This window comes from Oscillatoria sp. CS-180 (assembly GCF_028330965.1).
GTDB lineage: Bacteria > Cyanobacteriota > Cyanobacteriia > Phormidesmidales > Phormidesmidaceae > Halomicronema.
In genome coordinates, this window is sequence record NZ_JAQMUB010000083.1 from 1 (window position 1) to 26,580 (window position 26,580).

The following is a 26,580-nucleotide window of genomic DNA, read 5'->3' on the forward strand; positions in this document are numbered from 1 at the left end:
AGGTAACCTCGCCCCTACCTGCACGGACACACGCCAATGGGGATGGGTTCTATTAGGCCCCAACGGCTTCCTTGGCGGCGTACATCACTTCGACGTCAATTTCAGAGCAGTTGCGATCGCGAGCAAACTTCTCCGTATTTCGCTTCACTTTGCCGCGCACAAAACCAGGTACTCGATTGAGTTCAACTAGGGCTTCTTTACTCCACACCAGTTCAGAATCAGCGGAAACGGTTTTAGTAATCACTTCCTTTGTGTCATGACCCCCAAAGATTTCCAGCAGGTGGTCTTCCATACCCAAGGTGAAGGAGTTATAGACCAGATCCACAATTTGATTGGAGCCTTCGTATCCTAAGAAGGGACGATAGCCGACGGGGAAATTCTGAATGTGAATGGGAACCGCAATAACGCCGCAGGGAATATCGAGTCGCTTACCCACATGGCGCTCCATTTGGGTACCAAAAATAGCGGCTGGCTCGATGGTGGCAATCTTGTCAGCGATCGCGCCATTATCCTCACTAATCAAAATCTCATCGCAGTACTCGCTCACTTGATCACGGAACCACGCCTCATCGTACTTGCAGTAGGTCCCTGCCAGGACGACATGGATCCCCATCTCGCGGGCTAGAATCTTCGTCATCGCGGCAGCATGGGTACTGTCGCCAAACACAACAGCTTTTTTACCGGTGAGGTTTTGACAGTCGATAGATCGTGAAAACCAAGCCGCATTAGACACAAACCGAGTTTGCTCGTCGATGAAGGCTTCGTAATCGACAGCTGCCCCTTGAGCGTTAAGAATCTTTTGAATCGCTCGGATGCAACGTGCTGTTTCCACAACCCCCATGGGCGTCACGTCAATGCAGGGCTGGTCAAAGGTCTCTTTCAGATACGCTGCGGTGGAGGGACCGACCTCACGATAGGGCACCAGATTAAACCAGGCCTGCGGCAGCTTCTTGATATCGTCTACCGTAGCCTGATCGGGTAGGACAAGATTCACGTCGATGCCCAAATCGCCCATGAGTTTGATTAGCTCAGTGCGATCGTGATTATTGTGGAACCCTAAGGTTGTGATGCCAATGATGTTGACCGATGGCCTTGCCGTTTTTTCCGTTGAGAGGTTGCCCTTCTTTTGGGCGCGCTCTAGGTAGAACTGAACAATTTGCTGAAGAGTGCGATCAGCGGCTTGCAGTTCATTAACACGGTAATGGTTAACGTCTGCCAACAGAACATCGCACTGAGCGTCAAGACTAGCTCGCTGCACGAAATTTTGCAGATCTTCTTGCAAGATGCTGGAGGTGCAGGTCGGGGTGAGGACAATGAGGTCGGGATGCTCTTCGTGATCCTTGCGGACAATATTGTCTACAACTTTTTCCTGGGACCCTTGAGCCAGCACATTGCGGTCCACAATGCTGGCCGTTACCGGGGTGAAATCGCGTTCACGCTCTAGCATTGAACGCATGACATTGAAGTAGTCGTCTCCCAGCGGCGCATGCATAATGGCGTGCACGTTCTTGAAAGAACTTGCGATCCTAAGCGTGCCAATGTGGGCAGGACCGGCATACATCCAGTAGGCCAGTTTCATAAAAGGAGTCTCCTGTCGTAAGGTTTGAACTGCTAATGAGGTTTTTGCCGAAAACCCTCGCAATCCTTCAACGCAGGCTCCAGTTAAAAAGACTACGCATTGAAGCCTTCAGTATTGGTTTGTTCTAAGCTTCACTATAGTCATCAACGGAAAAGCTCTAGTGAAATTTACCCCAGCGTTTACACAGTGATAGATTCCGCAATGTTTCTGAAACAGGATTGGGGTGGCTGGACAAATGCCAAGAGAGACGTGATATACCACGTCTCTCTACGGTGGCTGATGGGGATGCTAGGGCTGTCGTCAGTTCCGGTGGGCCAAGATGATTTGCTGTTTGGCTGTGGTCTAAGTACCCGGATCCGATTCGATGGACAAGACTGGTGGTCTAAAGCTATAACTACCGGTGTCCCGTTAGCCCTCTTCAGTCGTGGCTTTGACAGACCCATCACTCGTTCGGGCGATGAAAACACCGCCCAAGATTAAGGCAAACGTTAGCAGATTAACGGGGCCCAAACTTTCCGAAAAGATGAAGTAGGCAAATATCGCCGTGAGGACTGATTCCAGTAGCAGAAATACATTGACGAAAGCGGATGAAAGATATTTCAAGCTGTAGACCACCAAGCCATGCCCCAGAGCTTCGCAGATAGCGGCCAAACACAGGACCATCAGCCACCCTGTTAAAGAGACAGGTAGAATAACCTCTTCTGTGGTTAGAACAATTGGCAGCATCACGACTGAACCAATAAAACAGCGCCAGAAGAGGATATTTTGCGAACAAATGCTGGCTCGTAGGCGCTCAATGATCAAACAGCTGGCCGCATAGAAGACGGCTGACAGCAACGCTGCTGCATCTCCGATCGCAGGCATGGTGCCCCCTATACCGAGATCAGAGACCGGGGTGGACAAATCGTTGAGACCTAACGTCAGGGCACCCATTAGAGCGATCGCCATCCCTAGCAAAAATCGCCGATTAAACCGTTGACCCAGCACCAACCAGCCCCCAAGGACTGTAAAAATGGGCGGCATATTAGCCAGCAGAGTGGCATTGACGACGCTGGTTTGAGTGATAGACCATGTCCAAAAGAATCGCCCTACAACATGGATAACAGCAACTATCACCAACAGCAGCATGTCTTGCCGAGACAGGTTTTCTTGAGGGGGAACCGCTGTTTTGGAGTGTTCAGACCGCATTCTGCTGAGACCGCTCCAAGCCCCAAAAATCAACGTTGCAATCCATAAGCGATTGAATAACGTTGAATTGGCGCTGATGTCATACAGCGAGATCTTGATAAAGATTGCCGTAAAGGAAAGAGAAACAAGAGCAACGCATAGCAAAAACAGGGCTGGAACAGGAGTTTGTTTAGCCTCCAGTTCAGCCGTATTTAAATAATTACTAACCATTTATAAAGACCTCATAATGCCGTGTAGTCTTGCAGCCAAGACCTACACCCTGAGATGCTTGCAGCCGTATCTTAGAAAGCGCGATCGCGCTTTCTAACCATCATCTTTGAGCTATGAACTATCGCTGCAACAATGACAAGTGACAGAGTTTGAACTGTGTACTCCTGTCAGCTCAGAGCAATTGCATAAGCGGGTTAATCCTTCATCGGAACTGAAAAGCAGAGCAAAAACCTGAATTCCTTGACGGAGCGAATCGACTGAAAATCTGTGAAAATCGATTCAGACCGCGCCGTCTCGAAAACTAACTTAATACTCAACCCATGTTTTTTCAGAGGTTTGGTCGATTGAATTTATGAAGTGTTCACATAGCCGTGAAAAGTTTGCTTTCGTCTAATCGTCCGTCCAGAAGTTAATTAATCAGTTCAGAAACCGAGAAGTACACCACGTCATCCGTCAGAATTTTTAGCAGCGGAATCACCCAACAGCTGGCTCTGTCAATTCTTTAATCAGCTTGTAATGACAAAACAATTTGAATTCAGGAAATGGTGTCAATATGAAGCAATTTTTTGAAAAATTCATCCATTCGTAGAAAAATTCATCGAGTGACATAGGTAACTGGAGCAAGCCCCTGGTAATCTTGGCAATGGTCGTATAGTGCTCCGCAAAATGCGGTTTTCAAACTGCGCAAAAAATGGAGTCATTCAAAAATGCATTTTGAAAAGGGGTCTATACAACTTGGTCATTGTAGAGGTATTGAATGCCAGCAATTTTATTCGGTTCCATTGGAACGATCGCAGAAACCTCGGAACTACAGAGACAGGCTTTTAATCGAGCCTTTGAACGCCACGGTTTAACTTGGCATTGGAATCGTGAAGAGTACGCTGCCCTATTGCAAAAAAGCGGTGGGCGGCAAAGAATTGCAGCGTATGGGCGATCGCTAGGACAATCGGTTGATGCCGCAGCAATTCATCAGTCCAAGTCTGAAATCTTTCAGCAGTCTATGGCTTCTGGGCAGCTCCAGCCCCGTGCTGGCGTTGTTCAAACCGTACAGGCAGCAAAACAGCACGATCTAAAAGTCGGGTTGGTGACAACGACCTCCGAATTCAACGTGCATGCCCTCCTCAAGGCTTTAGGTGACAGACTCTCGTTTGAAGATTTTGACATCGTTGTGACGTCTGCTCAGGTTCAACACGCCAAACCTGCTGCTGCTGCCTATTCGTTGGCGCTGGCACAGTTGCGTGAACAACCTGGTGAATGCCTTGCAATCGAAGACAATGTGGACGGGTTAACAGCGGCGAAATCTGCGGGTATTGCTTGCATTGCGTTTCCAGGCGCAAATACTGCGCACCACGACTTTTCGGCCAGTCTATTCAGCACAGATCATTTGGACTTTGCCACCCTGAAACAATTCTTGCCTGCGCTCAGCAGTCAACTGCGGGGCTAGGATGCAGCTATCAAATGCTATTCGTGATTCAAAATCCTATTACGTTCGACCGCTCTCACCGTTTGGTGCGGAGATGATTGGATTTGATATCACGGCTATCACCTCTGAGGATGCTAAAAGGATTCGTCAGGCGCTGGCCGACCAAGGTGTGCTCGTCATTCGCCATCAAGAGGTGTCTGATGCTGATTTTGTCAACTTCCTAAAAGCCTTAGGACCGCTGACCTTTACCACGGGGGAAACCCCCCTAGCCGATCAGCCCTGCCTCAATATCGTCAGCAATGTGGGTCGAACGCGCCCGCCGAGAAGCGTTTTTCATACCGACACCAGCTATGTGGCTCAACCGCCTGCTTACACGGCCCTGAAAGCGATCGCCCTGCCTCAGTCGGGAGGAGAGACCCTATTTTCCAACCAATATCAAGCCTTCGAAACCTTGCCCAATCAGGTCAAAACTCAGCTTTCAAAAGCCCAAGTCCATCATGTGGTGTCGGGTCTGGACCTGACTGGTGAGCAAGAAACTGAGTGCTGGCATCCGCTCTTTCGACAACACCCGATTTCGGGCCGCACGGCACTGTTTCTGTCAACGCCAGAGCGGTGTCAGGCCATCTCTGGATTGGAGGCGACCCTAGGACACCGAGCCATTCGTGTGTTGTATAAGCATTCAATTCGGCCTCATCGCCTCTATCGCCATCGTTGGCAATCCGGCGACATTGTTATATGGGACAACCGCTGTACCATGCACCGTGCTGATCATTCCCAAGTGTTGGGCGATCGCGTTTTGCATCGTGGGCTAGTCTCGGGCGAAGTTCCCCTAAACCCATGACCGGCGGATCATTTCATCGCCAACCATGATGTTGGTCGGTGCAAAGATTTGCTCTCGCCAAAACAGTTAGAAAAGACAGTCCGTGCCTTAATATTTTGTTACGATACGGGCTGTATTTCTCATGATTCCTGGGTTGAGCACTTTAAGTAAAAACCAACCCAGCCCCCTGTAGAAGTTTCTCCCTCAAGCTAATGTCCACATCGATTCAATATGGTTCGCGCTAATTCACTATTTTCCTCTCCTGAAAGTTTTTCGTCTCGTTCATCGCCCGCCAATTCAACGGTTTCAGCTGATCCCATCGAGTCTAAACAGCTTGACGAACAACCCACAGATGCTCTCTTTACAGCGTTACCTACCCCACGGGCCGTCACGCCTATGGGCATTTTGGTAGAGCGGTTGGACGCGATCGCAGTCATGGCTGAGCAGACTCAAGCATCTGCGTCTGTGCTGATCGCCCTGCAAGAAACCCTGGCCTTGGCCTCAGGACTTGATCCGTATTTGGCAACCTGCACCACTCCCGAGACTGAAGCCCTGAAACATCTGGCTCAGAAAACAGCGGCAGAAGATTGGAGTCAGCGGTTTTCCGATCAAGAAACGATTCACCAACTTGAGCAAGAAATGCTCTCCGGTCATGTAGAAGGTCAACTGCTTGGGTTGTTTGTTCGAATGATTCGTGCCCAGCGTGTACTTGAAGTGGGCATGTTTACCGGATATTCGGCGCTGGCGATGGCAGAAGCCCTGCCGCCAGAGGGTTGTTTAATCGCCTGCGAAATGGACGCCTATGCCGCAAAGTTTGCCCAAACCTGTTTTGCAGCCTCGCCCCACGGTCACAAAATTCAAGTCAGAGTTGCTCCGGCGCTAGACACCCTGGCTCAACTAGCCAACGAACAGCAGTCCTTCGATCTGGTCTTTATCGATGCCGACAAACGAGAGTACATCGACTATTTCAAACAGCTGATTGACAAAAACTTGGTTCCCCCTGGTGGCTTCATCTGTGTGGATAACACTCTGCTTCAAGGTGAAGCTTACTTGCCAGCTGCTCAGCAGACGGTGAATGGACGCGCGATCGCTGAATTTAATCGGTTTGTCGCTGCCGATGCGCAGGTCGAGCAGGTCCTATTGCCCATTCGAGATGGCTTGACTGTCATTCGCCGTAAGTACTAACGCGCCTTTTGATCAATGCCGTCCAAATTTAACGCTCTCATCAAAACAACAGCCGCGCTTGTGCTCCTTATGCTGGCTTTGCCGTTCAACCTCTTAGTGGTCAGCACGGCCTACCTTTGGAGTTGGGTTCGCGGATCATCTCCACCAATCCATCCGACTGGTCAGCCCCAGCGAATTTTGATCACGGGCGGCAAGATGACGAAAGCCTTACAGCTGGCGCGATCGTTTCATCAGGCAGGCCACTCTGTCGTTCTGATAGAAACTCACAAATACTGGCTGTCGGGGCATCGATTTTCACGTGCGGTTGATCGATTCTACACGGTACCGATTCCTGAACACGATCCGTCAGGGTATGTGGAGGCACTACTTAATCTTGTTCAACAGGAGAAGATCGATGCTTTCATCCCAGTCTCTAGTCCCATTGCCAGCTACTACGATGCGATCGCGGGTGAACGCTTGGCCCCTTATTGCCAAGTCATTCACGGCTCGCCCACCGTCATCGAAACGCTGGATAACAAATATGAATTGTGTAGAAAGGCAAGTGCTTTAGGGCTGACAACTCCTAAAGCGTTTTTAATCACCCATCCACAACAAATTCTTGAGTTTGATTTTCAAGCGGATGGCAGTCGCTATCTGTTGAAAAGCATCCGCTACGATTCAGTGTCTCGACTAGATATGACTCGACTTCCTTGTCCGGATATGGAGAGCTATGTTAGCCGTTTGCCTATCAGCGAAACAAATCCCTGGGTGATGCAAGAATTCATTAGGGGACAGGAATACTGCACCCACAGCACCGTCCGCGACGGCAAAATTCGACTTCATTGCTGCTCCAGGTCTTCACCTTTTCAGGTCAATTACGCCCACATTCACAACCCTGCAATTGATGCCTGGGTAGAAACCTTCGTGGGTGCTTTGGGCTTGACAGGGCAAATCTCTTTTGACTTCATTCAAGCCCCCAACGGTACGGTCTATCCCATCGAATGTAATCCCCGAACCCATTCCGCAATCACCATGTTCTATAACCATTCCCAGTTAGCGGAGGCCTACCTCGAAGACGCCGAAACCCAGTCATCGATTCCTATCACTCCGCTACCGAGTAGTCGTCCGACCTACTGGTTCTACCATGAGGCTTGGCGGCTGACAGCCATAAAGTCCTGGAGTGATGTAAAGACCCGCCTCACAACCCTTTGGCATGGCACGGATGCACTCCTACAAATCGATGATCCACTCCCTTTCTTCACCGTTCCCCACTGGCAAGTCACACTGCTCTTGCTCAACAATCTGCGCCAGCTCAAGGACTGGGTCAAAATCGATTTCAATATTGGCAAACTGGTTGAACGGGGGGGCGATTAACCGTGTCAAGATTGCGCGTGCTACATTTGACTGGCTCTGCCCAAGATAGGTTTCACCGCGACCTGTCTCGGCTTTATGCCAGAGATTGTCTGGCGGCCACGGCTGACCCGACGCGCTACGAGTTTCAGATTGCCTACATCACACCAGACAGGCAATGGCGATTTCCACTATCCCTGAGCGATCAGGACATTGCGACAGCAGAAACGCTGGACCTCTCAGAGGCGATCGCGCTCATCCAGTCCCTCAGGATCGATGTCGTCATCCCCCAAATGTTTTGCCTCGCGGGAATGACACTCTACCGTAACCTGTTTGACCTACTGGGCATTCCTTATGTGGGGAACGCTGGAGAGGTGATGGCGCTGACAGCTCGCAAGGACAGAGCGAAGGCGATCGCAGCCGGAGCGGGCGTCAAAGTCCCCTACGGCGAACTGCTGAAGACCTCCAATAGCCCAACCCTGAGGCCGCCTGTGGTCATTAAACCCAGCAGTGCTGATAATTCTCTGGGCGTCAGCTTGGTGAGCGACGAGCATCAATACACAGCAGCGCTACAAACGGCGTTTAGCTATGCTGACACGGTTCTAGTGGAGGAATACATTGAGCCGGGTCGAGAAGTGAGATGTGGCCTGGTGGAAAAAGAGGGTGAACTAATTGGCCTGCCGTTGGAGGAGTATCCTGTTGATGCCAAAAACCATCCCATTCGCAGTTATGGCGACAAGCTTGAGCGCAGCGAATCGGGCGATCTGGCTTTGACGCCAAAAGGCATTAACAAATCTTGGATAGTTGACCCCAGCGATTCCATCACTCCAGTCGTCCAAGCCGCAGCGAAGCAGTGCCATCAAGCTTTAGGCTGTCGTCACTACAGCCTATTTGACTTTCGGATCGATCCCCAGGGCAATCCCTATTTTCTAGAAGCTGGACTTTACTGCTCTTTTTCCCCCAGAAGCGTTATTGCTGAGATGGCGAAGTCCGCTGGCTTATCCCTCAATGAATTATTGGCAATGACCTTGAAAGCTGCCTTGAGACCATGAAGGAGCGGGTTCAACAGTCTCAAGCTACTGGTTTTCATAGCCAAAAAGCTTCATGGCATAACCACATTGGCTGCTGATTACAGATTTCAGCTCCGGAGTCAGCTGTTCTTTAAGCTCCCTAGAGGAATCGCTTTCCCGCACAAACTTGAAATCCTTATCGGCGATGCGATTGTTTTTCAAGCGACGCATAGACTCTAGAGAACAATGATCGCGAATTATCTCTGCTCTTTCTCGATCAATATCATGGCCGAGAAAAGCTGCTATTTCTTCAATGAAGTCAACTGTTTTCAATAGTAAGTCTTCATATCGAATGAGTAGAAAATCTACGTTGTTTTCATGGGCTTTCCACGTTAGTACATTATCCTGCCAGGTTCCCCACTGATTGCCTTGGAAGATGACTTTGTTGATAGAGTCTTCCAGCTTGTATTGATCAGAGTTGTATCTCTTGAAGTAATGATGATAGGAGCGAATGACATCGAATGGATGTCTAACAATGTAAATAACTCTTCGATATGCGAGCTTATTCTGCTGCCCTGGACGAAAAGGATATGAATTGTGAATTTTGAAAACTCTAGGCTGAGGTGATTGATCGTATAAGCCAGTTGCTAATGCATTCAAGCCGGAATTTCGGCTTAGATCGGGTACGAAATGATCTATTTCTTTAAGCGTTTGAATACTTTCATTCGGGAAAATAATATTGAAAATGATGTTTCTGACCCAGGTATTGCCAGATTTTGGATATGAAACTAAAAAAATATCGTCTTCCGTAACTGGAAATTTCAATGAATTACCAGTTGCTTTATCTAGCAATCCATGACCTGAACTACTCATTGTTGGCTTTTTCGGAAAAGCAGTATTTTTGACGAATTGGATGCATCGATTAGCAGCGCATTTAATCATATCAAAAGGACGATATATTTGCTGTAGAGTGTCAATATAATTTAGAGTTATAGATTGTTTTTATAGATGAGAAAATGCCTTAAATTTCAGATTTGAAATTTGTAGCTTTAGTCATCTAGGCTTATGCACCTAATAAAACCTGGCTGCTTAGTCTATAGCCAGAGGGCTCGCCGTCTTGTTCTGATGAAACTGTAGCGGCCATAATCCGCAGCTTTCCAGAGATGTAAGATGTAACGATGGAAATTCTAGCTTTCTAGGGCTGACATACTATGAGTGATGTCAGTACTATTCTTCAAGAATTCAAAAATCCACTCTCTGCATGAAGCGTCATTGTTGCGAGCACCCTGATTAATCTTCTGAAGATGCTCCTTCTTATCAGGATCTTGCTTCAATGATCAAAAAAATCAGAGGCCACTAGCATAGAGCCAATGCCTGAATCGGTGAAGATTTCCAGCAACACGGCATGGCTGATGCGCCCGTCGAGAATGTGGGCAGCACCGACGCCTTGGGCTAGCGATCGCACACAGCACTTCACCTTGGGAATCATGCCCCCCGCTACAATCCCCTCTTCGATAAGCCGCCGCGCCCGTTTAATGTCTAGTTTGGGAATCAGAGTTGACGGATCTTTGTAATCGCGCAGAATGCCAGGAGTGTCTGTTAGGAGAATCAGTCGCTCCGCATTGAGTGCAGCCGCCAACTCTCCAGCCACCGTATCCGCGTTGATGTTGTACGCCTGTCCCATCTCATCAGACGCCACGCTGGAGATTACAGGAATGTAGCCATCCTCTACGAGAGACTTCACCAAACCCGGTTCAATATTGGTGACATCTCCGACAAACCCAAAATCATCCCCTTGGGAACGGGCTGTAATGAGGTTGCCATCCTTGCCGCATAACCCAACGGCTGACCCGCCTGCTTGGTTAATCAGCGACACCAGCGCTTTGTTCACTCGGCCCACTAAAACCATCTCAACCACATCCATGGTGGGAGCATCGGTAACCCGCAAACCATTCTTGAATTGCGGCTCGATATTGAGTTTCGTCAGCCAGGTATTAATTTCAGGTCCACCTCCGTGCACCACGACAGGACGAATGCCCACACAAGCCATCAGGACAACATCTCGCACTACGCTGGCTCTCAGGGTTTCATCTTTCATAGCTGCTCCACCATATTTGACCACCATGGTGCGCCCTTGGAACTTTTGGATGTAGGGTAGAGCCTCGCTCAAAATACGGACGCGCTCAGCATCGGTTTCCAAAATTCCAGGGGCTTTGGGTAGGGTAGTCATTAGTTCAAGAACAGCAATAATTTCCGTAGTGTATCAATCGTCAGGGCAGGTCGATGTCTCCGGTGGTGGTAAAATGCGGTCTTCCAGTCGTTTAACTAGGCGATCGCAACTCTCTTCCACCGTTTCGCCCGCCACAACGGTCAGGTGAATATCCGCCTCTGCATAGCGACGACGACGACTTTCCAAGAGATAAGACAGATGTTTGCGCCAGTCCTCTCGCTGTAGAAGCGGACGATTCTGGTTACCTTGTAGTCGTCGTTCTAGTTCCGGCAGAGGCACATCTAACCATACAATGACCCCTTGCCGCAGATGCCACCAGTTTTCTTGATTCAAAACAATGCCACCCCCCGTGGCAATTACCAACCGGGTGTATGGGGAAAGCTGACTGAGGACCTGACTTTCGATCACTCGAAATTCGGTTTCTCCAACGGTGTCGAAAATCTCTGGAATTGTGTGATGAGCGACCTGCTCAATTAGGGTATCTGTATCGAAAAAGCGATAGCCCAATCGTTCGGCCATTGCAGTTCCCAGCGTGGACTTGCCCACCCCCATCATGCCAACGAGGTACAAGTTGGTACCCCTCAAAAGATCGAATGTTGAGGTATTCAAAACGTTTCAAAACTGAGTCAGTAGACGTTCCGAATTTACCGTATCAAAGATTAGGGACTGCGATCGCCTGTATTTTCATCCTCATTCAGCGGACGATGGGGAGGAATGATGACGCGGTAGTCAGCATCATAGACGCTCTCGTCGCTCGCTTCAGGATCGCTCCCAGCATCATCTGGAGGACCATAAATAGTATCTTTACGCACCTCTTTCTCGCCACCCTCATAGCGTTGAGCATAGGCTGTGCTGGCAGGCGGATCGTCCTCCAAGTCCCAATCATCCCAACCCTCCGTAATGTCATCCAGCGTATCTTGCACCTGGCTTCCTCCGGGAGCGACATAGACAGTGTCTTGAGCAGAGTCATCCCAACCTTTTTCTAAATCTTGGAGGGTAGCATCGGCTCTCTGCCGTTCTTTACGCTGCCGTCGAGACAGGTTTTCGTCGGTGGGGTCATTGCTGCTAGCTTGGGACCAATCCTCCCATTGATTAGGAGAGGGCCGTTGCTCCCAGGCCTGCCAATCTTCTGCAGCGGCAACGTTATTCACAGGGGGCGGTGTCTCTCGATTCCCTTGAAAGGAGGTTTTAGGCGATGCCTCTCGTACCGGTTCCCGTGGCGGAGCGGGTTCGCGTGCCGGTCGAGCGCCCTGAAATGGCTGTCTAGTCGAAGCCTCTCTGGGAGACGATGTAGCAGTCGTTCCCCGAGCTTTTCCAGCATTACCTGCTGAGTCTTGAGGTGCAGTATCCTGGCGAACTGTCCAGCGCCGACGACTGGAGCGATGACGGGACATCATCCCCGTGTCCATCACGATCACGATCAGCACTGTAGTCAGAACCCCCAAGGCGATCGCTCCACTGATCCACACCCCTAAGGGCAGCGCCAGACTGTTGAAGCTAAGAAACGTCAACGGCAGTACTGGCGACAAATTTTGCACGGTCAGAGAGACCAAAGTGCAAACGATCAAGATAGCAACAACGATTCGCCCAATTCTCATAGCAGAAGACATCTTCTTCGAGTGACTTCACTATCGTAGAACCTTAGGGCTAATGGGAGGATGAGGGATAGACAGGTGCTAGGCGATCGCTAGATGGCTCGCCGTCTTCTCCTAACACCAGTAGCAACGGCTATACTTCGAGTTTTCTAGTGCTGAACTCGGCAGTCCTTGCCAGGCATACGCTACTCGCCAAGCTCAGCCCATCCGCGCTAACATGGAATGCTGCTGTATCCATCGACTCTTTAACCCTGCTGTCATGTCTAGTGCTCCTCGTCGCTATCACGTCACGACCTTCGGCTGTCAGATGAACAAGGCTGATTCCGAACGCATGGCCGGCATTTTAGAAACAATGGGCATGGCTTGGGAAGAAGATCCCTTACAGGCGGATATCGTGCTTTACAACACCTGCACCATTCGCGATAACGCTGAGCAGAAGGTTTATTCGTATCTAGGACGCCAAGCAAAACGTAAACAGACCAACCCTAATCTGACGCTAGTTGTCGCTGGTTGCGTAGCGCAGCAAGAGGGTGAAAAACTGCTGCGGCGGGTGCCTGAACTTGATCTGGTTATGGGACCCCAACACGCTAATCGTCTCCAAGATTTGCTGGAGCAGGTGATGAACGGCAACCAAGTTGTGGCAACGGACCCGGTCCACATCATGGAGGACATCACCCAACCGCGACGGGACAGCGAAGTCACCGCTTGGGTGAACGTTATCTACGGTTGCAATGAGCGCTGCACGTACTGTGTGGTACCGGGTGTTCGTGGGGTTGAACAGTCCCGCACACCGGAAGCTATCTATGCGGAAATGGAAGCGCTAGGGCGTCAGGGTTTTAAGGAAGTTACTTTATTGGGACAAAATATCGACGCCTACGGTCGTGACTTGCCCGGAATCACTGCGGAGGGCCGTAGACAAAATACGCTGACGGATTTGCTGTATACCGTTCACGATATTCCCGGTATTGAGCGTATTCGCTTTGCCACTAGCCATCCCCGCTACTTCACCGAACGGCTGATTCAAGCGTGTGCCGAACTTCCTAAAGTGTGTGAGCATTTCCATATTCCTTTCCAATCCGGTGACAATGATGTGCTGAAGGCCATGGCACGGGGCTACACTCACGAGAAATATCGCCGCATTATCGATTCCATTCGTGAATACATGCCTGATGCCGCTATTAGCGCAGATGCGATCGTCGGCTTTCCTGGCGAAACCGAAGAACAGTTCCAGCGCACCATGCAGCTTGTCGACGATGTTGGCTTCGATCTACTCAATACGGCTGCTTATTCTCCCCGGCCCAATACACCAGCGGCTCTATGGGACAACCAGCTAAGCGAAGCAGAGAAGAGCGATCGCCTCCAGCGACTCAACCATCTGGTAGGACTCAAGGCAGCAGAGCGATCGCAGCGTTACGCTAATCGCGTTGAACAGGTTCTCATAGAAGACGTGAACCCTAAAGACCCATCACAGGTTATGGGGCGCACCCGTGGCAACCGCTTGACCTTTTGCACAGGCGATATTACTCACTTGAAGGGTCAGCTTATTGATGTCCAAATTACTGAGGTTCGGCCTTTTAGCTTAACGGGTGTACATCTTGTTCCGGCTCACGCTTAGTGCTGATCACAGGCTGGCTTGGTGTACTTCAGCGGAATTCAAAATGCAAGGCACTCTACTCTTCGAGAACGCTAAAGGCGAACGAGAAGAGCAAGGCTCTACTAAGCTTTTCTTGTGTTTTGAATAGTGAACGTATTTCTGCCGTAATCCACTATTTTTCAGAACTGTTGAATTCGACGCCTTCGTAGAGATCGGCAAGGCTCATATTGAAGGGGATCGCATTCATGACCAGCTGCTCGTCAGTTGACCAATAGTCTTTGAGCAACCATTGTCCTGTTTCCGTCTTGGTGTGTTGAATGACGTGATGACACGTCTGATCAATCAGAATGTATTCCCGCATTGATTCGAGAGAGCGATAATACATAAATTTATCGCCTTGGTCATAATTCTGAGTCGATTTTGATAAGACTTCAGCAATCAAGGATGGATTCATAATCGTTGTTTTGCTGTCGTCTGTATAAACGAGTTGCTCTTTCACCAGCATGACGTCTGGATAGGTATATTGGCGATAGTCAGGAATCCACAAGCGGACATCACCCATGTAAACCTTACAGTTCTGTCCCTTCAAAGACAGCTTTAAGGTCGCCGCCAAATTGAGAGCTAGCTCGTTGTGGTTGGTGGTCCCGCCAGTTATGGGGACAATGCTCCCGTTCCGATATTCACTTCTATGATCAGCTTTTGCTTCTCGCTCTAAATATTCTTCTGGGGTATACCGCCGAGACTGAGCTTGAACCATGATGACCTCTTCGAAAGGCGCTTCCCTAAAAACTACAGCGGTATGCGTTTGAGTCAAGCACACCCCATTCCCTGTTCTCTATTCCCTCAAGACACTGAGATGGACTTGACCAAGCTGCACAGGGCTATATCAATGCGGATTAAATTCTGGCGTTCTCTAACTTTAATCCGCGATCGAAGGATGCTTGCCGACGAGTCGATCTCGTAATTGTTTAACGCGATCGCGATATTTGGCGGCTTCCTCAAAGTCCAAATTCTTGGCCGCTTCCTTCATTTGCTTTTCCAACTGGCTGATGAGTTCAGGAATATCTTCCAAAGCCAAATCGTCCTTATGCTCATAGGCTTCATCCAACTCATGCACATTGAGGCGACGAGAGACTTCTAAAAAAGAGAGAATGGCGTTGCTCTTTTTGCGAATGATGGGCGTAGGAACGATGCCGTTTTCCTCATTGTATTGCTGCTGAATAGTACGACGTCGCTCGGTTTCCTCAATCGCTCTAGCCATGCTATCCGTTAGGTTGTCAGCATAGAGAATGGCTTTACCTTGGACATGACGAGCCGCACGTCCCATGGTTTGGATGAGCGATCGCTCAGCCCGTAGAAAACCCTCTTTATCCGCATCTAAGATCGCAACAAGCGACACTTCAGGTAGGTCTAGTCCTTCCCGCAGTAGGTTAACCCCAACCAAAACATCAAAAATGCCGTCTCGCAGGTCTTGAATGAGCTCAATGCGCTCAATGGAATGGATCTCAGAGTGCAAATAACGGACGCGGACATTTTGTTCGTTGAAGTATTCAGTGAGGTCTTCGGCCATGCGCTTGGTCAGAGTCGTGACCAGCACACGCTCGTTCCGCACAGCTCGCTCTCGAATTTCGCCGAGCAGATCATCCACTTGCCCTTCAGTGGGACGCACAAAGATTTCAGGATCGAGCACTCCCGTGGGGCGAATAATCTGCTCAACCACCCGCCCCTCAGATATCTCGAATTCCCAGTTACCCGGCGTGGCCGAGACGAAAACGCACTGGCTGACTTTCTGCCAAAATTCTTCCGCTTTGAGAGGACGGTTATCAGCAGCGCTAGGAAGGCGAAAGCCATGTTCAATGAGCACCTTTTTACGGGAGTGGTCGCCCTCATACATGCCGCGAATTTGAGGGATCGTCACGTGGGATTCATCAATCACCAACAGCCAATCTTTAGGAAAATAGTCAATAAGACATTCGGGAGGAGAACCCGCCTGACGACCGGCCAGATGCCGAGCGTAGTTTTCAACGCCGTTGCAATATCCCACTTCTCGCAGCATTTCAAGGTCATAGCGGGTGCGCTGCTCAAGTCGTTGCGCCTCCAGTAGTTTGCCTGCCTGCTCCAACTGTTCGAGGCGATCGCGCAACTCCTCTTGAATGGCTTGACAAGCTGCCTCTAGACGTTCATCCGGTGTGACAAAGTGCTTTGCCGGGTAGACATTCACCGCTTCCATACTCTGTAGGGTCGTTCCCGTAACCGGATCGACGTAGCGGATAGCATCAATTTCGTCACCAAAAAACTCGACGCGAATAACTCGATCCTCATACGCCGGACCGATCTCTAAAACATCCCCTTTGACCCGGAAGCGGCCACGACCCAAGTCCAAATCGTTGCGACTGTACTGGACTGTCGCCAAATCCCGCAACACTTGTCGCTGATTGACTTCCATACCCACCTGTAGGGGAATCGACGCCTTCAGATATTCAGAGGGGATTCCTAGGCCGTAAATGCAGCTAATGGAAGCGACGACGATCACATCACGCCGTTCAAAGAGCGATCGCGTTGCTGAGTGTCGCAGCATATCAATCTCTTCGTTGATAGCAGCGGTTTTGGCGATATAAGTATCCGTAACAGGAACGTATGCTTCCGGCTGATAGTAGTCGTAATAGCTGATGAAGTACTCCACCGCATTATCAGGAAAGAATTCCCGCAATTCGTTACAGAGCTGTGCTGCCAGCGTTTTGTTGTGAGCTAGCACCAGTGTCGGTTTGCCAATTTGATCAACGACACGAGCGATGGTATGAGTTTTACCGGTTCCCGTAGCTCCCAGTAAGGTTTGATAAGGTTGCCCGCCTTGAAGATACTTGAGCAATCCTGCGATCGCTTTAGGCTGATCTCCCTTTGGCTCAAATGGCGCCTGAATCTTAAAATCTCCCACCGTTTCCCCCTCCACACACCTCAGCCTAACTAATCTATAATGACGGATTTTTTGGGGCTGTGAAGGGTTTTACCTTTTCTCAGAATTCAAACTGTTCATTCTCTGCTTCAGCCAATTGACTCCCCCATCTCAAACTCATGTTGAACTGCTGGAGAGAGAAGGCAATGAAATTTAAAGGAGTGACGGATAGCCTTAAGTAGCGGCAATACCCATCAGAGCCTACAACCCTTCTTCTGTACTTTCCGGATCTCTGGGCACTTTCTAGAAAGCTAGTACACTACGGCAGAAATAGGCTCACCATTCAAAACATTGGGAAAGCCCATCTGCCTCGGTTTTGAATTCTGAATTTTGAATTTTGAGTTCCGCGTAGCGGTACTAGTAATGTCAAGCTTATAGTCCTATCTCGAAAATTGTTTTTCCTTAACTCAAAAATATGTTAAACAAGTTTTATTGTTAAAATAAATCTGTTTTCTTAAACAGCAAATCAAAACGCCCCGAAAGAACTTTTATGCTTCTATGTTATGGCGTTATGGCGAAACATCTAAAATGAAAACGCATTCATCTAGACAGGGTTCAGGGTTCGGTTTAGCAGTTTCAGATCAGTATCTTTAGAAGAATTTCAGGCTTTAAGAGCAGGCAGAGGACAATCAAAGAATGATTCGAGAAATCAAGTCATCTTTTATTTTTTCACGCTATCTAAATGCTTTTTAGAACGCGCTTAATCAAAAGTTTGTAATTAAAGACCAGTACTATGCCAAGTCAAAACTATGGGAATGTCGTCACGGTGGCGACTCAACTCAAGAGTGTTCTAAATCAGCACAGATCTTTAAAAAAAGCGGCTTTCTCTGCGGTTGGTGCGCTCACTCTTGTTGGCACCACAATTTTGCCTCAAGTTCAGGCGCAAGCCCCTGAGCGCTGGCTGGAGGTGCAGCGTATTGCAGGCTCTGTCTCCGTCCGAACGAATCAGTCTCGGGCCGCTCAGATCGGCGATCGCCTCTCTCAACCGGGTAATAGCCTCACAACAGGATCGGCATCGAGTAGTAACTTGACGCTAGATGACGGCATCGGTTCCATTGCAGTTGCCCAAAACACCCATTTAGCCGTCCAGCGCTTAGATACTCTACCAGATGGAGCCAAGGTCAGCATTGTTGATGTTTCTAGAGGACAAGCTCGAATTCAGGCTCGTCCCTTTACTCATCCCAACACGATTCTGGAACTTAGAACCCCGAGTGGTGTTGCTGCTGTTCGAGGCACTGAGTTCGGCTTAACGGTTGCTGAAGATGGTAAAACAAGCGTTGGCACACTAGAAGGACAGGTCAACGTGACGGCAGAATCCGTTACGGTTAGGGTCAATGCAGATGAGGTTTCAACGATTCGCCCTGGAGAGCCGCCAACTACACCTGCACCATTAGATAGAGTGTTGGATATTGAGTGGTTTACTCAAGAACGGCGAGGCAATATTCTATTCCTATCAGGGCGAATCGATCCTTCCAACGTCCTGCTGTTTGAAGGTGAGGAAATTGAGATTTCACGGAGCGGTTACTTTGAGCAACAAGTCAGGTCTGCTCGTCGTAATCGCAGCATCGCTTTCACGGTTCAAAATCCTTTAGGAGAGACCCGTTTGCATCCTGTTTCTCTGTGGCGATTACCGGATTTGGATCGGGGTAGCAATCAGGACGGAGAGTAGGCGCGTCTATAATTTCAGGGTGGGAATTACAACTGCTTCGGTGAAGCCTGTTGTCCCCAATAGCGTATATCCAGGGCATCTTGATCAACTGATTTTCACTGGTATCACTATTGCTATGAAGCAAGCTTTGAAATGGCTTCGTTGCACCTTGGGAAAGCGGTTGCGATCGCTTCCCATTCGGTCTCGACACTGTACGACATCGCCTTGGATAGCCGGTTTGGCGGCGGCGGCGACGGGTGCTGGACTTTTGCTATTGGGTGCGTGGGAGCCATCAGAGCGCATCGCTTATACAGGACTGTTTCTGCTGCGTGACGCTCTGCAACCGATTGAATGGGATGAGCGCATCGTTGTTATTGCTATCGATGAGCCCAGCTTAGATGCCTATGGTGCTTTTCCTTGGACACGGGAGCGCTATGCTGCCCTCTTAGACACGCTGATGCCGGTTCAACCGGCTGCGATCGGCTTTGATATCCTCATGTCAGAATCGACGCCCACCGATGCTGCTTTGGCTGAGGCCATCTACTATAGCGGCAACGTCGTTCTATCAGCAGGGACTGATCCATTGGGTAATTCCATTCAAGTGGCGCCCACTGTAGTCGATCAGACGGATGGCTTTGTTCGGGTAGGGCATGTCAACCACACACCGGATACCGATGGCATCAGTCGTCAGGCTTTTCTGTACGAAGTGTATGGTGCAGATGTTGCTCCTAGCCTTGCGATTTCGCTATTGGATACCTATGAACTGAGTTTATCGGGTCTGCTGACCCCTGAACCGATTGAGATGCCGGATCTCAATGCCCAGTTCATGCAGCAGCCCCAGAGATATAGCCAAAACAACCCGCTGTGGCTGAACTGGCCAGGACATACACGATTAGACCACACCGCATCTGTCCCGCAGGGAGTAACCACACTCTCGTTTTCAGACGTGATAGCTGAGGATGCAGATCCTCAATTGTTGGCCCAGCTGCAAAACAAAATTGTCCTGGTGGGATACACAGCCGTAGGGATCGTTGGAAATTCCGAAGATGCCCTCAGAACGCCTTTCGAGCAGCAGATTCCCACCGCTGGTGTCTATTTGCATGCAGCGATTTTAGACAATCTTTTAAACGATCGCTTCTTAATGCGGCTTTCCCCTAAAGCGACTCTACTGCTGGTCATTACGATTGGATTTGTCAGCAGTCTCCTGTTCAGTCCCCGTAGCGCTAACCAGCGTCTGATGATGATTGTAGGTATCATCTTGCTATGGTGCGCGATCGCCTACGGCAGTTTTTTGAGTGGCCTGTGGATACCCATTGCTGCCCCCATCGGCACAAGTCTGCTGGGACTCATCGGCATCCAATTTATAGAGCAGCGGGAACGCAAAACCCTGATGGATTTGTTTGCTATCAACCTATCTCCTGAGATGGCCGATTTCATTTGGGAGCACAAAGGAGAACTGTTGTCCGAAGGGCAAATTCAACCTCAATCCCTGAACGCAACCCTACTGTTTTCTGATATTCGAGGCTTTACCAGCATCAGTGAAAAGCTACCGTCTGACGTCTTACTGCCCTGGTTGAATCGCTATTTCGAAGCCATGACCGACTGCATCATGGCCCACGGCGGCGTGGTTGATAAATACATCGGAGACGCCATAATGGCCGCATTCGGAGCGCCCATTGCCCAACCCACCCCGGAGGGCATCCGGCATCAGGCGATCGCCGCCGTCAACGCTAGCCTTGCGATGGTGGGACGACTGGAAGAGTTGAATAGTGAATTTGCTGCCGAGGGCCTACCTACAGTGCAATTTGGAGTGGGGTTGCATACCGGCGCGATTATGGCTGGCACCGTTGGCAGCCGTCATCGCGCGAGCTATTCTCTTTTCGGAGATACCGTCAACGTCGCGGCACGGCTGCAAAATTTGACCAAAACCTTACAGTCAGAAACGCCGTATCCAATTCTGCTGAGCGGTGCTACTGCCCACCATGTTGAAGAACACTTCCGTTTGACTCAGCAAGGGCAGCTCCAGCTGCAGGGACGATCGCAGACAACCAAGCTCTACACGATCGCCCGCGACGACAACGAGGCCAAGCGCCTTGAACAACCGATGGCTGACCGACTTTACAGCTATGGTAATGCAGCTACGGACTGAGGCAGAGCTGAATTTCATCGCCAATAGCAAGCCTGAGACGCGCTTGGGCACTGCTGCCATTGACGGCAATTTCAACCCAACCGTGACTGCCGATCAGGGCGATCGCGTGTCCAATCTCCACGTCTCCATAGGTTAGGCCGAACGGCATGTCTACCGCTCCAACCATGACCCGACTTCCCCCATGCTGATGCTGCGCCATCCGTTCTGGAATCGTCGTAATCAGGTTGCCAAATCCATCGATATGCTGCACATGTCCAACAATGGCATTCTCTGTTTTCCGAGGTTGAGGCACATCAATTCTCGTCACTGAGATCGGATCGATTGCTTCACCTAAATCAGATAGAGATACACCCATTGCGAGGTGAGCAGCGACGGGGGCAAAGATGTCTCGTCCATGAAAGGTCCGGCTTGGTTCAGGCACTCGCCAATAGGCAGATTGCGTCAAAGACACCGCCTTTAAGATGCCGACCTGATCGGTGACGCCGCTGAGAACGCCATTGTCAGGACCGATGAGATAGCCATAGGGCGTCTGTAGGGCGATCGCCCGGCGCGCCGTTCCTACCCCTGGATCAACGACCACGACATGAATTGTTTCCTTGGGAAAATAGGCGTAGGCGTTCAGCAGCGTAAACCGGGCTGCCGCAATATGTTGAGAAGGAATAGCGTGGGAAAGATCGACCAGCCTGACATCCGAGCAAATGCTGAGGATGACGCCCTTCATCACGCCGACATAGCCATCTTGATAGCCAAAATCAGTCAGCAGCGTGATGAGAGGAGCCATTGATTGCACACCGTCCAATGCTCAAGCGATTTGAGGAACGAGTCTTAAGCACTCATTACAGTAGGCAGTTTACCGAATCGACGATCGCGCTGCTGAAAACTCAACAACGCTTGATGAAAGGCCGTCCGATCAAAATCCGGCCAGAGGCAGTCGGTGAAGTATAGCTCGGTGTAGGCCAACTGCCAGAGAAGGTAGTTGCTGAGTCGCTGTTCACCGCTGGTCCGAATGAGCAGGTCAGGATCGCGATCGCCCGCTGTATACAGCTGTTGCTGGAGCAATGCCTCGTTAATGTCTTCAGGAGCCAATTGTCCTTGCTGCACTTGCTGAGCGAGCGACTGACAGGATCGGACTAGCTCATGCCGACTACCGTAATTCACCGCTACATTAAACTTGACTGCTTGATTATGTTGTGTCGTCTCGCAAGCTTGGTGGATGGCGCCCTGCAGCGTCTCAGGGAGTGGTGACAGATCCCCCAAGAAATTCAGGCAAACCCCTTCCTGATGCATTTCCGCAAGTTCCTTGTGCAGCACCCGCTCAAACAGTTTCATCAAAAACGAGACTTCCTTGAGCGGTCGCTGCCAGTTCTCAGTGGAAAAGGCGTAAACCGTCAGCGCTGGAATGCCCCAATCCTGACAGCACCGTACCAAATCTTTGAGAATCCGAGTTCCCTGACGATGGCCCGCCATGCGCGGTAATCCCCGCTGTTTCGCCCAGCGTCCATTGCCATCCATGATGAAAGCGACATGTTGAGGTAAGCGATCGCGGTCGAGATCCAAAGGCAGCGTTTTCATAATTAATTCCTGTAGAAAAAACAATAGTTGAGAATCAGAATTCAAGTATCAGAAGGCAACCGTCCAAATTCCGTCACCGTTCTGCTTTCATGCGCCATCCTGATGTATTCCCGTTTGGTGAGGACCAAACAGAGAGTCCAAATAAGCGGGCGTCAGCGTTTGGTTCCATCGCCAGAGCGGTTTAATCACTTGGTCGAAGGTATAGAGCAGCGTCATGCGATTGGTTGGCGACCATTGCTGCCACGCGAGTTCAGTCATCATGCGGCGCAGGGTATGCAAGAGGCTGCCTTGGGTTTGGCGATCGCGGAGCTTAGTCCACAGGGCCCGGCTCATCGTCTTGCCCATTGTCCAAGCAGACGAATCAGGATAGGCCCACATGCCAAAGCCCCAAAACTTGGTCATGTGGTTGATTTCGTCGATTAATAGCTCCGCTAATACAGTTTGGAGTGCGCCTGTGGAATGCGCCATCATCCAAAGGTATAGGCATGTGGCGCCATACTCTGTGGCCACCCGGTGCAGCCCATGACGATAGAGATTTTCACGGGGATCCACGGCAGGACGATAGGGGCGTGCTTTATGGGGGATGATCGTCGGTCTTTGACCGCTGAGCAGCGTGTAGAGCTTGGCCAGCGCAGGGGTATGGCGTTTTTCTTCGCGCTCCCAAAGACCGACTTTAAGCAAGTTACCAGCGTTGTCAACCTCACCGCCGACATACTGCGCCATGGCTGGATAGAGCCTCTCTAGGTACTGACGGCTGCTTTGGGTATAGTCCCGGATGGGGGCTTCGGTATTGATGGCCCCCAGCAGAACAGCACAAAACGTTGGGGTATCAATGCCCATTAGCTGGTTGGGGTGAACCTCTGACCAAGCGATCGCCCCCCAAGGGCGCACCGTCGGCTGCTGGAACTGGGTCGGCAGTTCTTCCAAGCGATCGCGCAGGCTAGATTCAGTGACATAGTGCGATCGGAGACACCGAATTCGTTTCAGTATCCGTAACCTATGGGGAGCCAGGGCAGACTCTTCGTCAAAATAGTAAGGATCATCCTGAGGAACAGGCACATACGTCATGGTTATCCAGTCTCAAAAACTTGGATTCACCCTACTGCCTGCTAAGGGGCTATGTCAGTCGGTCAACGTCTGTCGATGCAGAGAAACCACCGTCCAAAAAAGTCGGAAAACGTCTGCGATGTTTTAATTAATACATTAGCGTCAGAAATTCTAGCTATGGTCACTGAAGCAGGATGAAGAAAAATTATCAAACCCTATGGACCAATACAGCAGTCGAGTAGCAACGTGAAACATCGTGTTGATAGCGTTAGCCCTCTAGGCTTGTGCACCCAATAGCGTCCGGGTGCATAGCCCATGGCCCAACGGCTAGCCGTTTTGTCCTAATGAAATGGCGGCCATACCGAACCCAGTCACCCCTTTCCTACCCTGGACTTCACAATGAGGTTACAGCGATGAATGCAGATGCGGTTTTAGAACTCGCTGATTCCCTAGTCTTCAATGCCACAGGAAGACATCTAAGCGATTTACAGCGAAAAATTCTGAAGGACGTTTGGCGACGACAAACCTACAGCCAAATCGCCCGACGGCTGCGCTACACCGAAGGTCATATCAAGGATGTGGCTTCTCAAATTTGGCAGGCGTTATCCCAATCCCTGGATGAACGGGTGACTAAAAGCAACAGTTTGTCTGTGCTGGAGCGCTATCTCCACAAGGCCAAGACCAAACTGACTCAGTTCTCGTTAGACAGCCAGTCCCATGCTGGAGACATCCGGTTGGTTGGGCGCGAGTCAGCGATCAAGGAGTTGAATCAGCACATTGCTCAAGGCCAGCGGGCGATCGTGCTCCACGGCGAGGGCGGCATTGGCAAAACGACGCTGGCCCAAGCCTACCTAGAGCGCTGTCCCTGTGACCGCGTGCTGGAATTGCTGATTGCCAAGGAAACCGCCAACATCACACCCGCAGAACAGGTCGTTGAAGAGTGGCTGCGACAGGACTTTCAGATCGAGCCAGGACAGGATTTTGGAGTCACCCTCGATCGCCTCAAGCGGCAATTGCGAGACCAACGGGTTGGCATTCTCATTGATAATCTGGAGCCTGCTTTGGATGCTCAGGGACGGTTTTGGCCGCAGCATTCTCGCTATGGCGACCTGATGCGAGTGCTCTGTGACCCTAAGGGCAAAACCGTTACTCTGCTGACCAGCCGCGATCGCCTCTGTGAACCCGGCGTCACCGTGACTCATTATCGCCTGCCGGGTCTCACTCAAGACACTTGGCGGCTTTTTTTTGACCACCACGCGATCGCCCTCAGTTCTGGCACTCTGAAGGCCATGCACCGGGCCTATGGCGGCAATGCCAAAGCCATGACGATTCTCTGCGGTGCCATTGGCGGCGATTATGCGGGAGATGGCGATGCCTATTGGCGAGACGTGAACGCCGATCCACTAACGGCCCTGGATCTCAAAAATCTGGTCACCAGCCAGATCAATCATCTGAAAGATCTGGACATGGACGCCTATCGTTTATTTTGTCGGTTAGGGGTTTTCCGCTATCAGGACGTGGCTCGCGTTCCCACCGATGGACTGCTGGCGCTGATGTGGGACAGCGACCCAACTCGGCATCGTCAAATTATCACGTCCTTGCGGAATCGATCGCTGGTTGAAAGCCACAAAGGAACGTACTGGCTGCACCCCGTCGTTCATGCTGAGGCCCTGGAACGGCTCCGCCACAGCGCCGATTATTCCAAGGCTCACACCCAAGCCATCCAGTTTTGGACCCATCACATTGCCACCATTGCCTCGATTACAGAAGCCACCCAGGCGTTCGAGGCATATCACCATGCGTTCGCTATCGCTGACTACGAGGCCGCCGCCGCCGTGCTGCTCAACAGTCGCCACAATCAGTGGGGCCAGCACCTCACTTTGGGCAGCACACTCTATCGTGTGGGACTCCTGCAACCGGTGATCACGTCAGTGCCCAGGCTGCTCCCACACCTGCCAGAGGACCAGCGCACCAGCGAACTCCGCAATATCCTGGCCGATGCCTATTGGATTTCCGGCAAGATTCACGCGGCGATTTCCATGCAAAAGCAGGCCCAAGCGATCGCCCGTCAAGGTCTGGAAGTTGCCCAACAGGCCGCAGCCGACGATCGCGAAATCTACCGCTGGCGCATGGTGGAAGTAGACGCCCTTCTCAGCCTTGGCCTGTATCACTTAGACCTGTGGGAATTGACCGAAGCTGCCCAGTTTTTCCAAGCGGCGATCGCCGCTGCCGAAGGTACCCCTCAGCAAAGCTGGGCCGAAAAAGCCTCCCTGTGTCTCGCGCTGGTGCAGTCCTACCAAACTGCCGACAGGACCACCCCTCGCTCTCCCACGCCGCCCAGTCGGGCAAACCCGACCTCAATCAAGACTGCCACCGCACTGGCAGAAACCGCCTACCAAAAAATTGCCGACGTGTCGCAGCCGCAATACACCGGACGCTTCGCCTTCTTCATTCAGCTCCTGGCGCAGACCTACACCAATTTGCACAACGCTGAGCGAGCCAACGAGCTATACGAACGGGCGATCGCCTTTGCAGAAGAAAGCCATTACGTTCAAGTCAAAGCCAAAGCGCTCACTGGCCTGGGTCAACTGTTGCGGTCCCAAGGCGAGTTTTCCGGTGCCGTTCAGCATCTCAACGACGCGATCGTCCTGTTTGAAGACTTGGGTGCCCAAAGCGATCTGGCTGAAACCCACTACCAGCTGGGGCTAACCCTGCAACACCGCCAAGCAGACACCGCCCAAGCCCACTTCACCAAAGCTGTTCACCTCTTTGAAGCGATTCAAGCGCCTCGGCAAGTCACTAAAGTGCAGTCTGCGCGGCGAGAGAAAGGATAATGCGAGGCGGCAGGCGTTAGTCCCCTTCCATCCCCCCATACTGTTGCTCCATCCAGTCACTTCTTGTACAGTGTCCCCTACGGGGAATGATTCTAGGCGGGGAAGAGAGGAGTTAGCGGCTCCTCAAATCCCCTCATCATCCCGAACTTAGCCTAGGTAAGCCGAGATGACTGGGATCAATGGTATCCCCACTATCTTGCCCTTACCACTTCAA

The 26,580-nt window shown here is 50.8% G+C and carries 20 protein-coding genes; 9 read left to right on the plus strand and 11 right to left on the minus strand.

The window, feature by feature from the left end:
• Nucleotides 1-52: 52 nt before the first annotated feature.
• Both bchB and PN498_RS20355 read right to left on the minus strand, forming a co-directional pair.
• Nucleotides 53-1,579, minus strand: a complete 1,527-nt coding sequence (gene bchB, locus PN498_RS20350; RefSeq protein WP_272065205.1) for a ferredoxin:protochlorophyllide reductase (ATP-dependent) subunit B — start codon at nt 1,577-1,579, stop codon at nt 53-55.
• Between the two features lie 408 nt (nt 1,580-1,987).
• Nucleotides 1,988-2,977: a DMT family transporter gene (locus PN498_RS20355; RefSeq protein WP_272065206.1), complete on the minus strand. Its 990-nt coding sequence runs from the start codon at nt 2,975-2,977 to the stop codon at nt 1,988-1,990.
• A 757-nt stretch (nt 2,978-3,734) separates the two neighbouring features.
• Here PN498_RS20355 and PN498_RS20360 point away from each other — a divergent pair.
• The 5 genes from PN498_RS20360 to PN498_RS20380 all read left to right on the plus strand — a co-directional run bounded on the left by PN498_RS20360 (nt 3,735) and on the right by PN498_RS20380 (nt 8,786).
• Nucleotides 3,735-4,421 (plus strand): HAD-IA family hydrolase, encoded by a 687-nt coding sequence (locus PN498_RS20360; protein WP_272065208.1) that lies wholly within the window; start codon nt 3,735-3,737, stop codon nt 4,419-4,421.
• 1 nt (nt 4,422) lies between these two features.
• On the plus strand, nt 4,423-5,241 hold the full coding sequence (locus tag PN498_RS20365) for a TauD/TfdA dioxygenase family protein (RefSeq protein WP_272065210.1): 819 nt from the start codon (nt 4,423-4,425) through the stop codon (nt 5,239-5,241).
• A gap of 210 nt (nt 5,242-5,451) precedes the next feature.
• On the plus strand, nt 5,452-6,405 hold the full coding sequence (locus tag PN498_RS20370; protein WP_272065212.1) for an O-methyltransferase: 954 nt from the start codon (nt 5,452-5,454) through the stop codon (nt 6,403-6,405).
• Nucleotides 6,406-6,420: 15 nt separating this feature from the next.
• A complete protein-coding gene (locus tag PN498_RS20375) occupies nt 6,421-7,758 on the plus strand; it encodes an ATP-grasp domain-containing protein (protein ID WP_272065213.1) in 1,338 nt (445 codons plus the stop codon).
• A 2-nt stretch (nt 7,759-7,760) separates the two neighbouring features.
• Entirely contained in the window at nt 7,761-8,786 is a 1,026-nt protein-coding gene (locus tag PN498_RS20380) for a D-alanine--D-alanine ligase family protein (RefSeq protein WP_272065214.1), read from the plus strand.
• Between the two features lie 24 nt (nt 8,787-8,810).
• On the opposite strand, the gene PN498_RS20385 is transcribed toward PN498_RS20380, so the two are convergent.
• From PN498_RS20385 to PN498_RS20400, 4 genes are all read right to left on the minus strand, one after another.
• Nucleotides 8,811-9,617 (minus strand): sulfotransferase domain-containing protein, encoded by an 807-nt coding sequence (locus PN498_RS20385; RefSeq protein WP_272065215.1) that lies wholly within the window; start codon nt 9,615-9,617, stop codon nt 8,811-8,813.
• A 457-nt stretch (nt 9,618-10,074) separates the two neighbouring features.
• Nucleotides 10,075-10,974: an acetylglutamate kinase gene (argB, locus tag PN498_RS20390; RefSeq protein ID WP_272065217.1), complete on the minus strand. Its 900-nt coding sequence runs from the start codon at nt 10,972-10,974 to the stop codon at nt 10,075-10,077.
• Nucleotides 10,975-11,007: 33 nt separating this feature from the next.
• Nucleotides 11,008-11,583 (minus strand): shikimate kinase, encoded by a 576-nt coding sequence (locus PN498_RS20395; protein WP_272065218.1) that lies wholly within the window; start codon nt 11,581-11,583, stop codon nt 11,008-11,010.
• A 50-nt stretch (nt 11,584-11,633) separates the two neighbouring features.
• Entirely contained in the window at nt 11,634-12,584 is a 951-nt protein-coding gene (locus PN498_RS20400; protein ID WP_272065220.1) for a hypothetical protein, read from the minus strand.
• A 244-nt stretch (nt 12,585-12,828) separates the two neighbouring features.
• Here PN498_RS20400 and miaB point away from each other — a divergent pair, with 244 nt between their 5' ends.
• The gene (gene miaB, locus PN498_RS20405) at nt 12,829-14,184 is read left to right on the plus strand and encodes a tRNA (N6-isopentenyl adenosine(37)-C2)-methylthiotransferase MiaB (RefSeq protein ID WP_272065222.1); all 1,356 of its coding nucleotides are present in this window, start codon (nt 12,829-12,831) and stop codon (nt 14,182-14,184) included.
• A gap of 151 nt (nt 14,185-14,335) precedes the next feature.
• On the opposite strand, the gene PN498_RS20410 is transcribed toward miaB, so the two are convergent.
• Together PN498_RS20410 and uvrB are read right to left on the minus strand one after the other, a co-directional pair.
• Nucleotides 14,336-14,920: a Uma2 family endonuclease gene (locus PN498_RS20410; protein ID WP_272065223.1), complete on the minus strand. Its 585-nt coding sequence runs from the start codon at nt 14,918-14,920 to the stop codon at nt 14,336-14,338.
• Between the two features lie 162 nt (nt 14,921-15,082).
• Nucleotides 15,083-17,098 (minus strand): excinuclease ABC subunit UvrB, encoded by a 2,016-nt coding sequence (uvrB, locus tag PN498_RS20415; protein WP_272065225.1) that lies wholly within the window; start codon nt 17,096-17,098, stop codon nt 15,083-15,085.
• Nucleotides 17,099-17,849: 751 nt separating this feature from the next.
• Here uvrB and PN498_RS20420 point away from each other — a divergent pair.
• Nucleotides 17,850-18,785 carry a FecR family protein gene (locus PN498_RS20420; RefSeq protein ID WP_272065227.1) on the plus strand — a complete coding sequence of 312 codons (936 nt, stop codon included), beginning with the start codon at nt 17,850-17,852 and terminating at the stop codon, nt 18,783-18,785.
• Between the two features lie 115 nt (nt 18,786-18,900).
• Nucleotides 18,901-20,913 (plus strand): CHASE2 domain-containing protein, encoded by a 2,013-nt coding sequence (locus PN498_RS20425; RefSeq protein ID WP_272065229.1) that lies wholly within the window; start codon nt 18,901-18,903, stop codon nt 20,911-20,913.
• Here PN498_RS20425 and PN498_RS20430 read toward each other — a convergent pair.
• From PN498_RS20430 to PN498_RS20440, 3 genes are all read right to left on the minus strand, one after another.
• Nucleotides 20,903-21,694, minus strand: coding sequence for an SAM hydrolase/SAM-dependent halogenase family protein (locus PN498_RS20430; RefSeq protein WP_272065231.1), 792 nt, complete (start codon nt 21,692-21,694; stop codon nt 20,903-20,905). The two genes, PN498_RS20425 and PN498_RS20430, sit on opposite strands and share 11 nt — an antisense overlap.
• 44 nt (nt 21,695-21,738) lie before the next feature.
• Nucleotides 21,739-22,485, minus strand: a complete 747-nt coding sequence (locus PN498_RS20435; RefSeq protein WP_272065232.1) for an isoprenyl transferase — start codon at nt 22,483-22,485, stop codon at nt 21,739-21,741.
• 87 nt (nt 22,486-22,572) lie between these two features.
• Nucleotides 22,573-23,553, minus strand: a complete 981-nt coding sequence (locus PN498_RS20440) for a hypothetical protein (RefSeq protein WP_272065233.1) — start codon at nt 23,551-23,553, stop codon at nt 22,573-22,575.
• A gap of 392 nt (nt 23,554-23,945) precedes the next feature.
• Here PN498_RS20440 and PN498_RS20445 point away from each other — a divergent pair, with 392 nt between their 5' ends.
• Entirely contained in the window at nt 23,946-26,366 is a 2,421-nt protein-coding gene (locus PN498_RS20445; RefSeq protein ID WP_272065234.1) for a tetratricopeptide repeat protein, read from the plus strand.
• The last annotated feature ends 214 nt before the right edge of the window (nt 26,367-26,580 follow it).

Coding starts and splice junctions, on each gene's coding strand:
- bchB (WP_272065205.1), bottom strand. CDS start 1,579: ATGAAACTGGCCTACTGGATGTATGCCGGTCCTGCCCACATTGGCACG.
- PN498_RS20355 (WP_272065206.1), bottom strand. CDS start 2,977: ATGGTTAGTAATTATTTAAATACGGCTGAACTGGAGGCTAAACAAACT.
- PN498_RS20360 (WP_272065208.1), top strand. CDS start 3,735: ATGCCAGCAATTTTATTCGGTTCCATTGGAACGATCGCAGAAACCTCG.
- PN498_RS20365 (WP_272065210.1), top strand. CDS start 4,423: ATGCAGCTATCAAATGCTATTCGTGATTCAAAATCCTATTACGTTCGA.
- PN498_RS20370 (WP_272065212.1), top strand. CDS start 5,452: ATGGTTCGCGCTAATTCACTATTTTCCTCTCCTGAAAGTTTTTCGTCT.
- PN498_RS20375 (WP_272065213.1), top strand. CDS start 6,421: ATGCCGTCCAAATTTAACGCTCTCATCAAAACAACAGCCGCGCTTGTG.
- PN498_RS20385 (WP_272065215.1), bottom strand. CDS start 9,617: ATGAGTAGTTCAGGTCATGGATTGCTAGATAAAGCAACTGGTAATTCA.
- argB (WP_272065217.1), bottom strand. CDS start 10,974: ATGACTACCCTACCCAAAGCCCCTGGAATTTTGGAAACCGATGCTGAG.
- PN498_RS20400 (WP_272065220.1), bottom strand. CDS start 12,584: ATGTCTTCTGCTATGAGAATTGGGCGAATCGTTGTTGCTATCTTGATC.
- miaB (WP_272065222.1), top strand. CDS start 12,829: ATGTCTAGTGCTCCTCGTCGCTATCACGTCACGACCTTCGGCTGTCAG.
- PN498_RS20410 (WP_272065223.1), bottom strand. CDS start 14,920: ATGGTTCAAGCTCAGTCTCGGCGGTATACCCCAGAAGAATATTTAGAG.
- PN498_RS20420 (WP_272065227.1), top strand. CDS start 17,850: ATGCCAAGTCAAAACTATGGGAATGTCGTCACGGTGGCGACTCAACTC.
- PN498_RS20425 (WP_272065229.1), top strand. CDS start 18,901: ATGAAGCAAGCTTTGAAATGGCTTCGTTGCACCTTGGGAAAGCGGTTG.
- PN498_RS20430 (WP_272065231.1), bottom strand. CDS start 21,694: ATGGCTCCTCTCATCACGCTGCTGACTGATTTTGGCTATCAAGATGGC.
- PN498_RS20435 (WP_272065232.1), bottom strand. CDS start 22,485: ATGAAAACGCTGCCTTTGGATCTCGACCGCGATCGCTTACCTCAACAT.
- PN498_RS20440 (WP_272065233.1), bottom strand. CDS start 23,553: ATGACGTATGTGCCTGTTCCTCAGGATGATCCTTACTATTTTGACGAA.
- PN498_RS20445 (WP_272065234.1), top strand. CDS start 23,946: ATGAATGCAGATGCGGTTTTAGAACTCGCTGATTCCCTAGTCTTCAAT.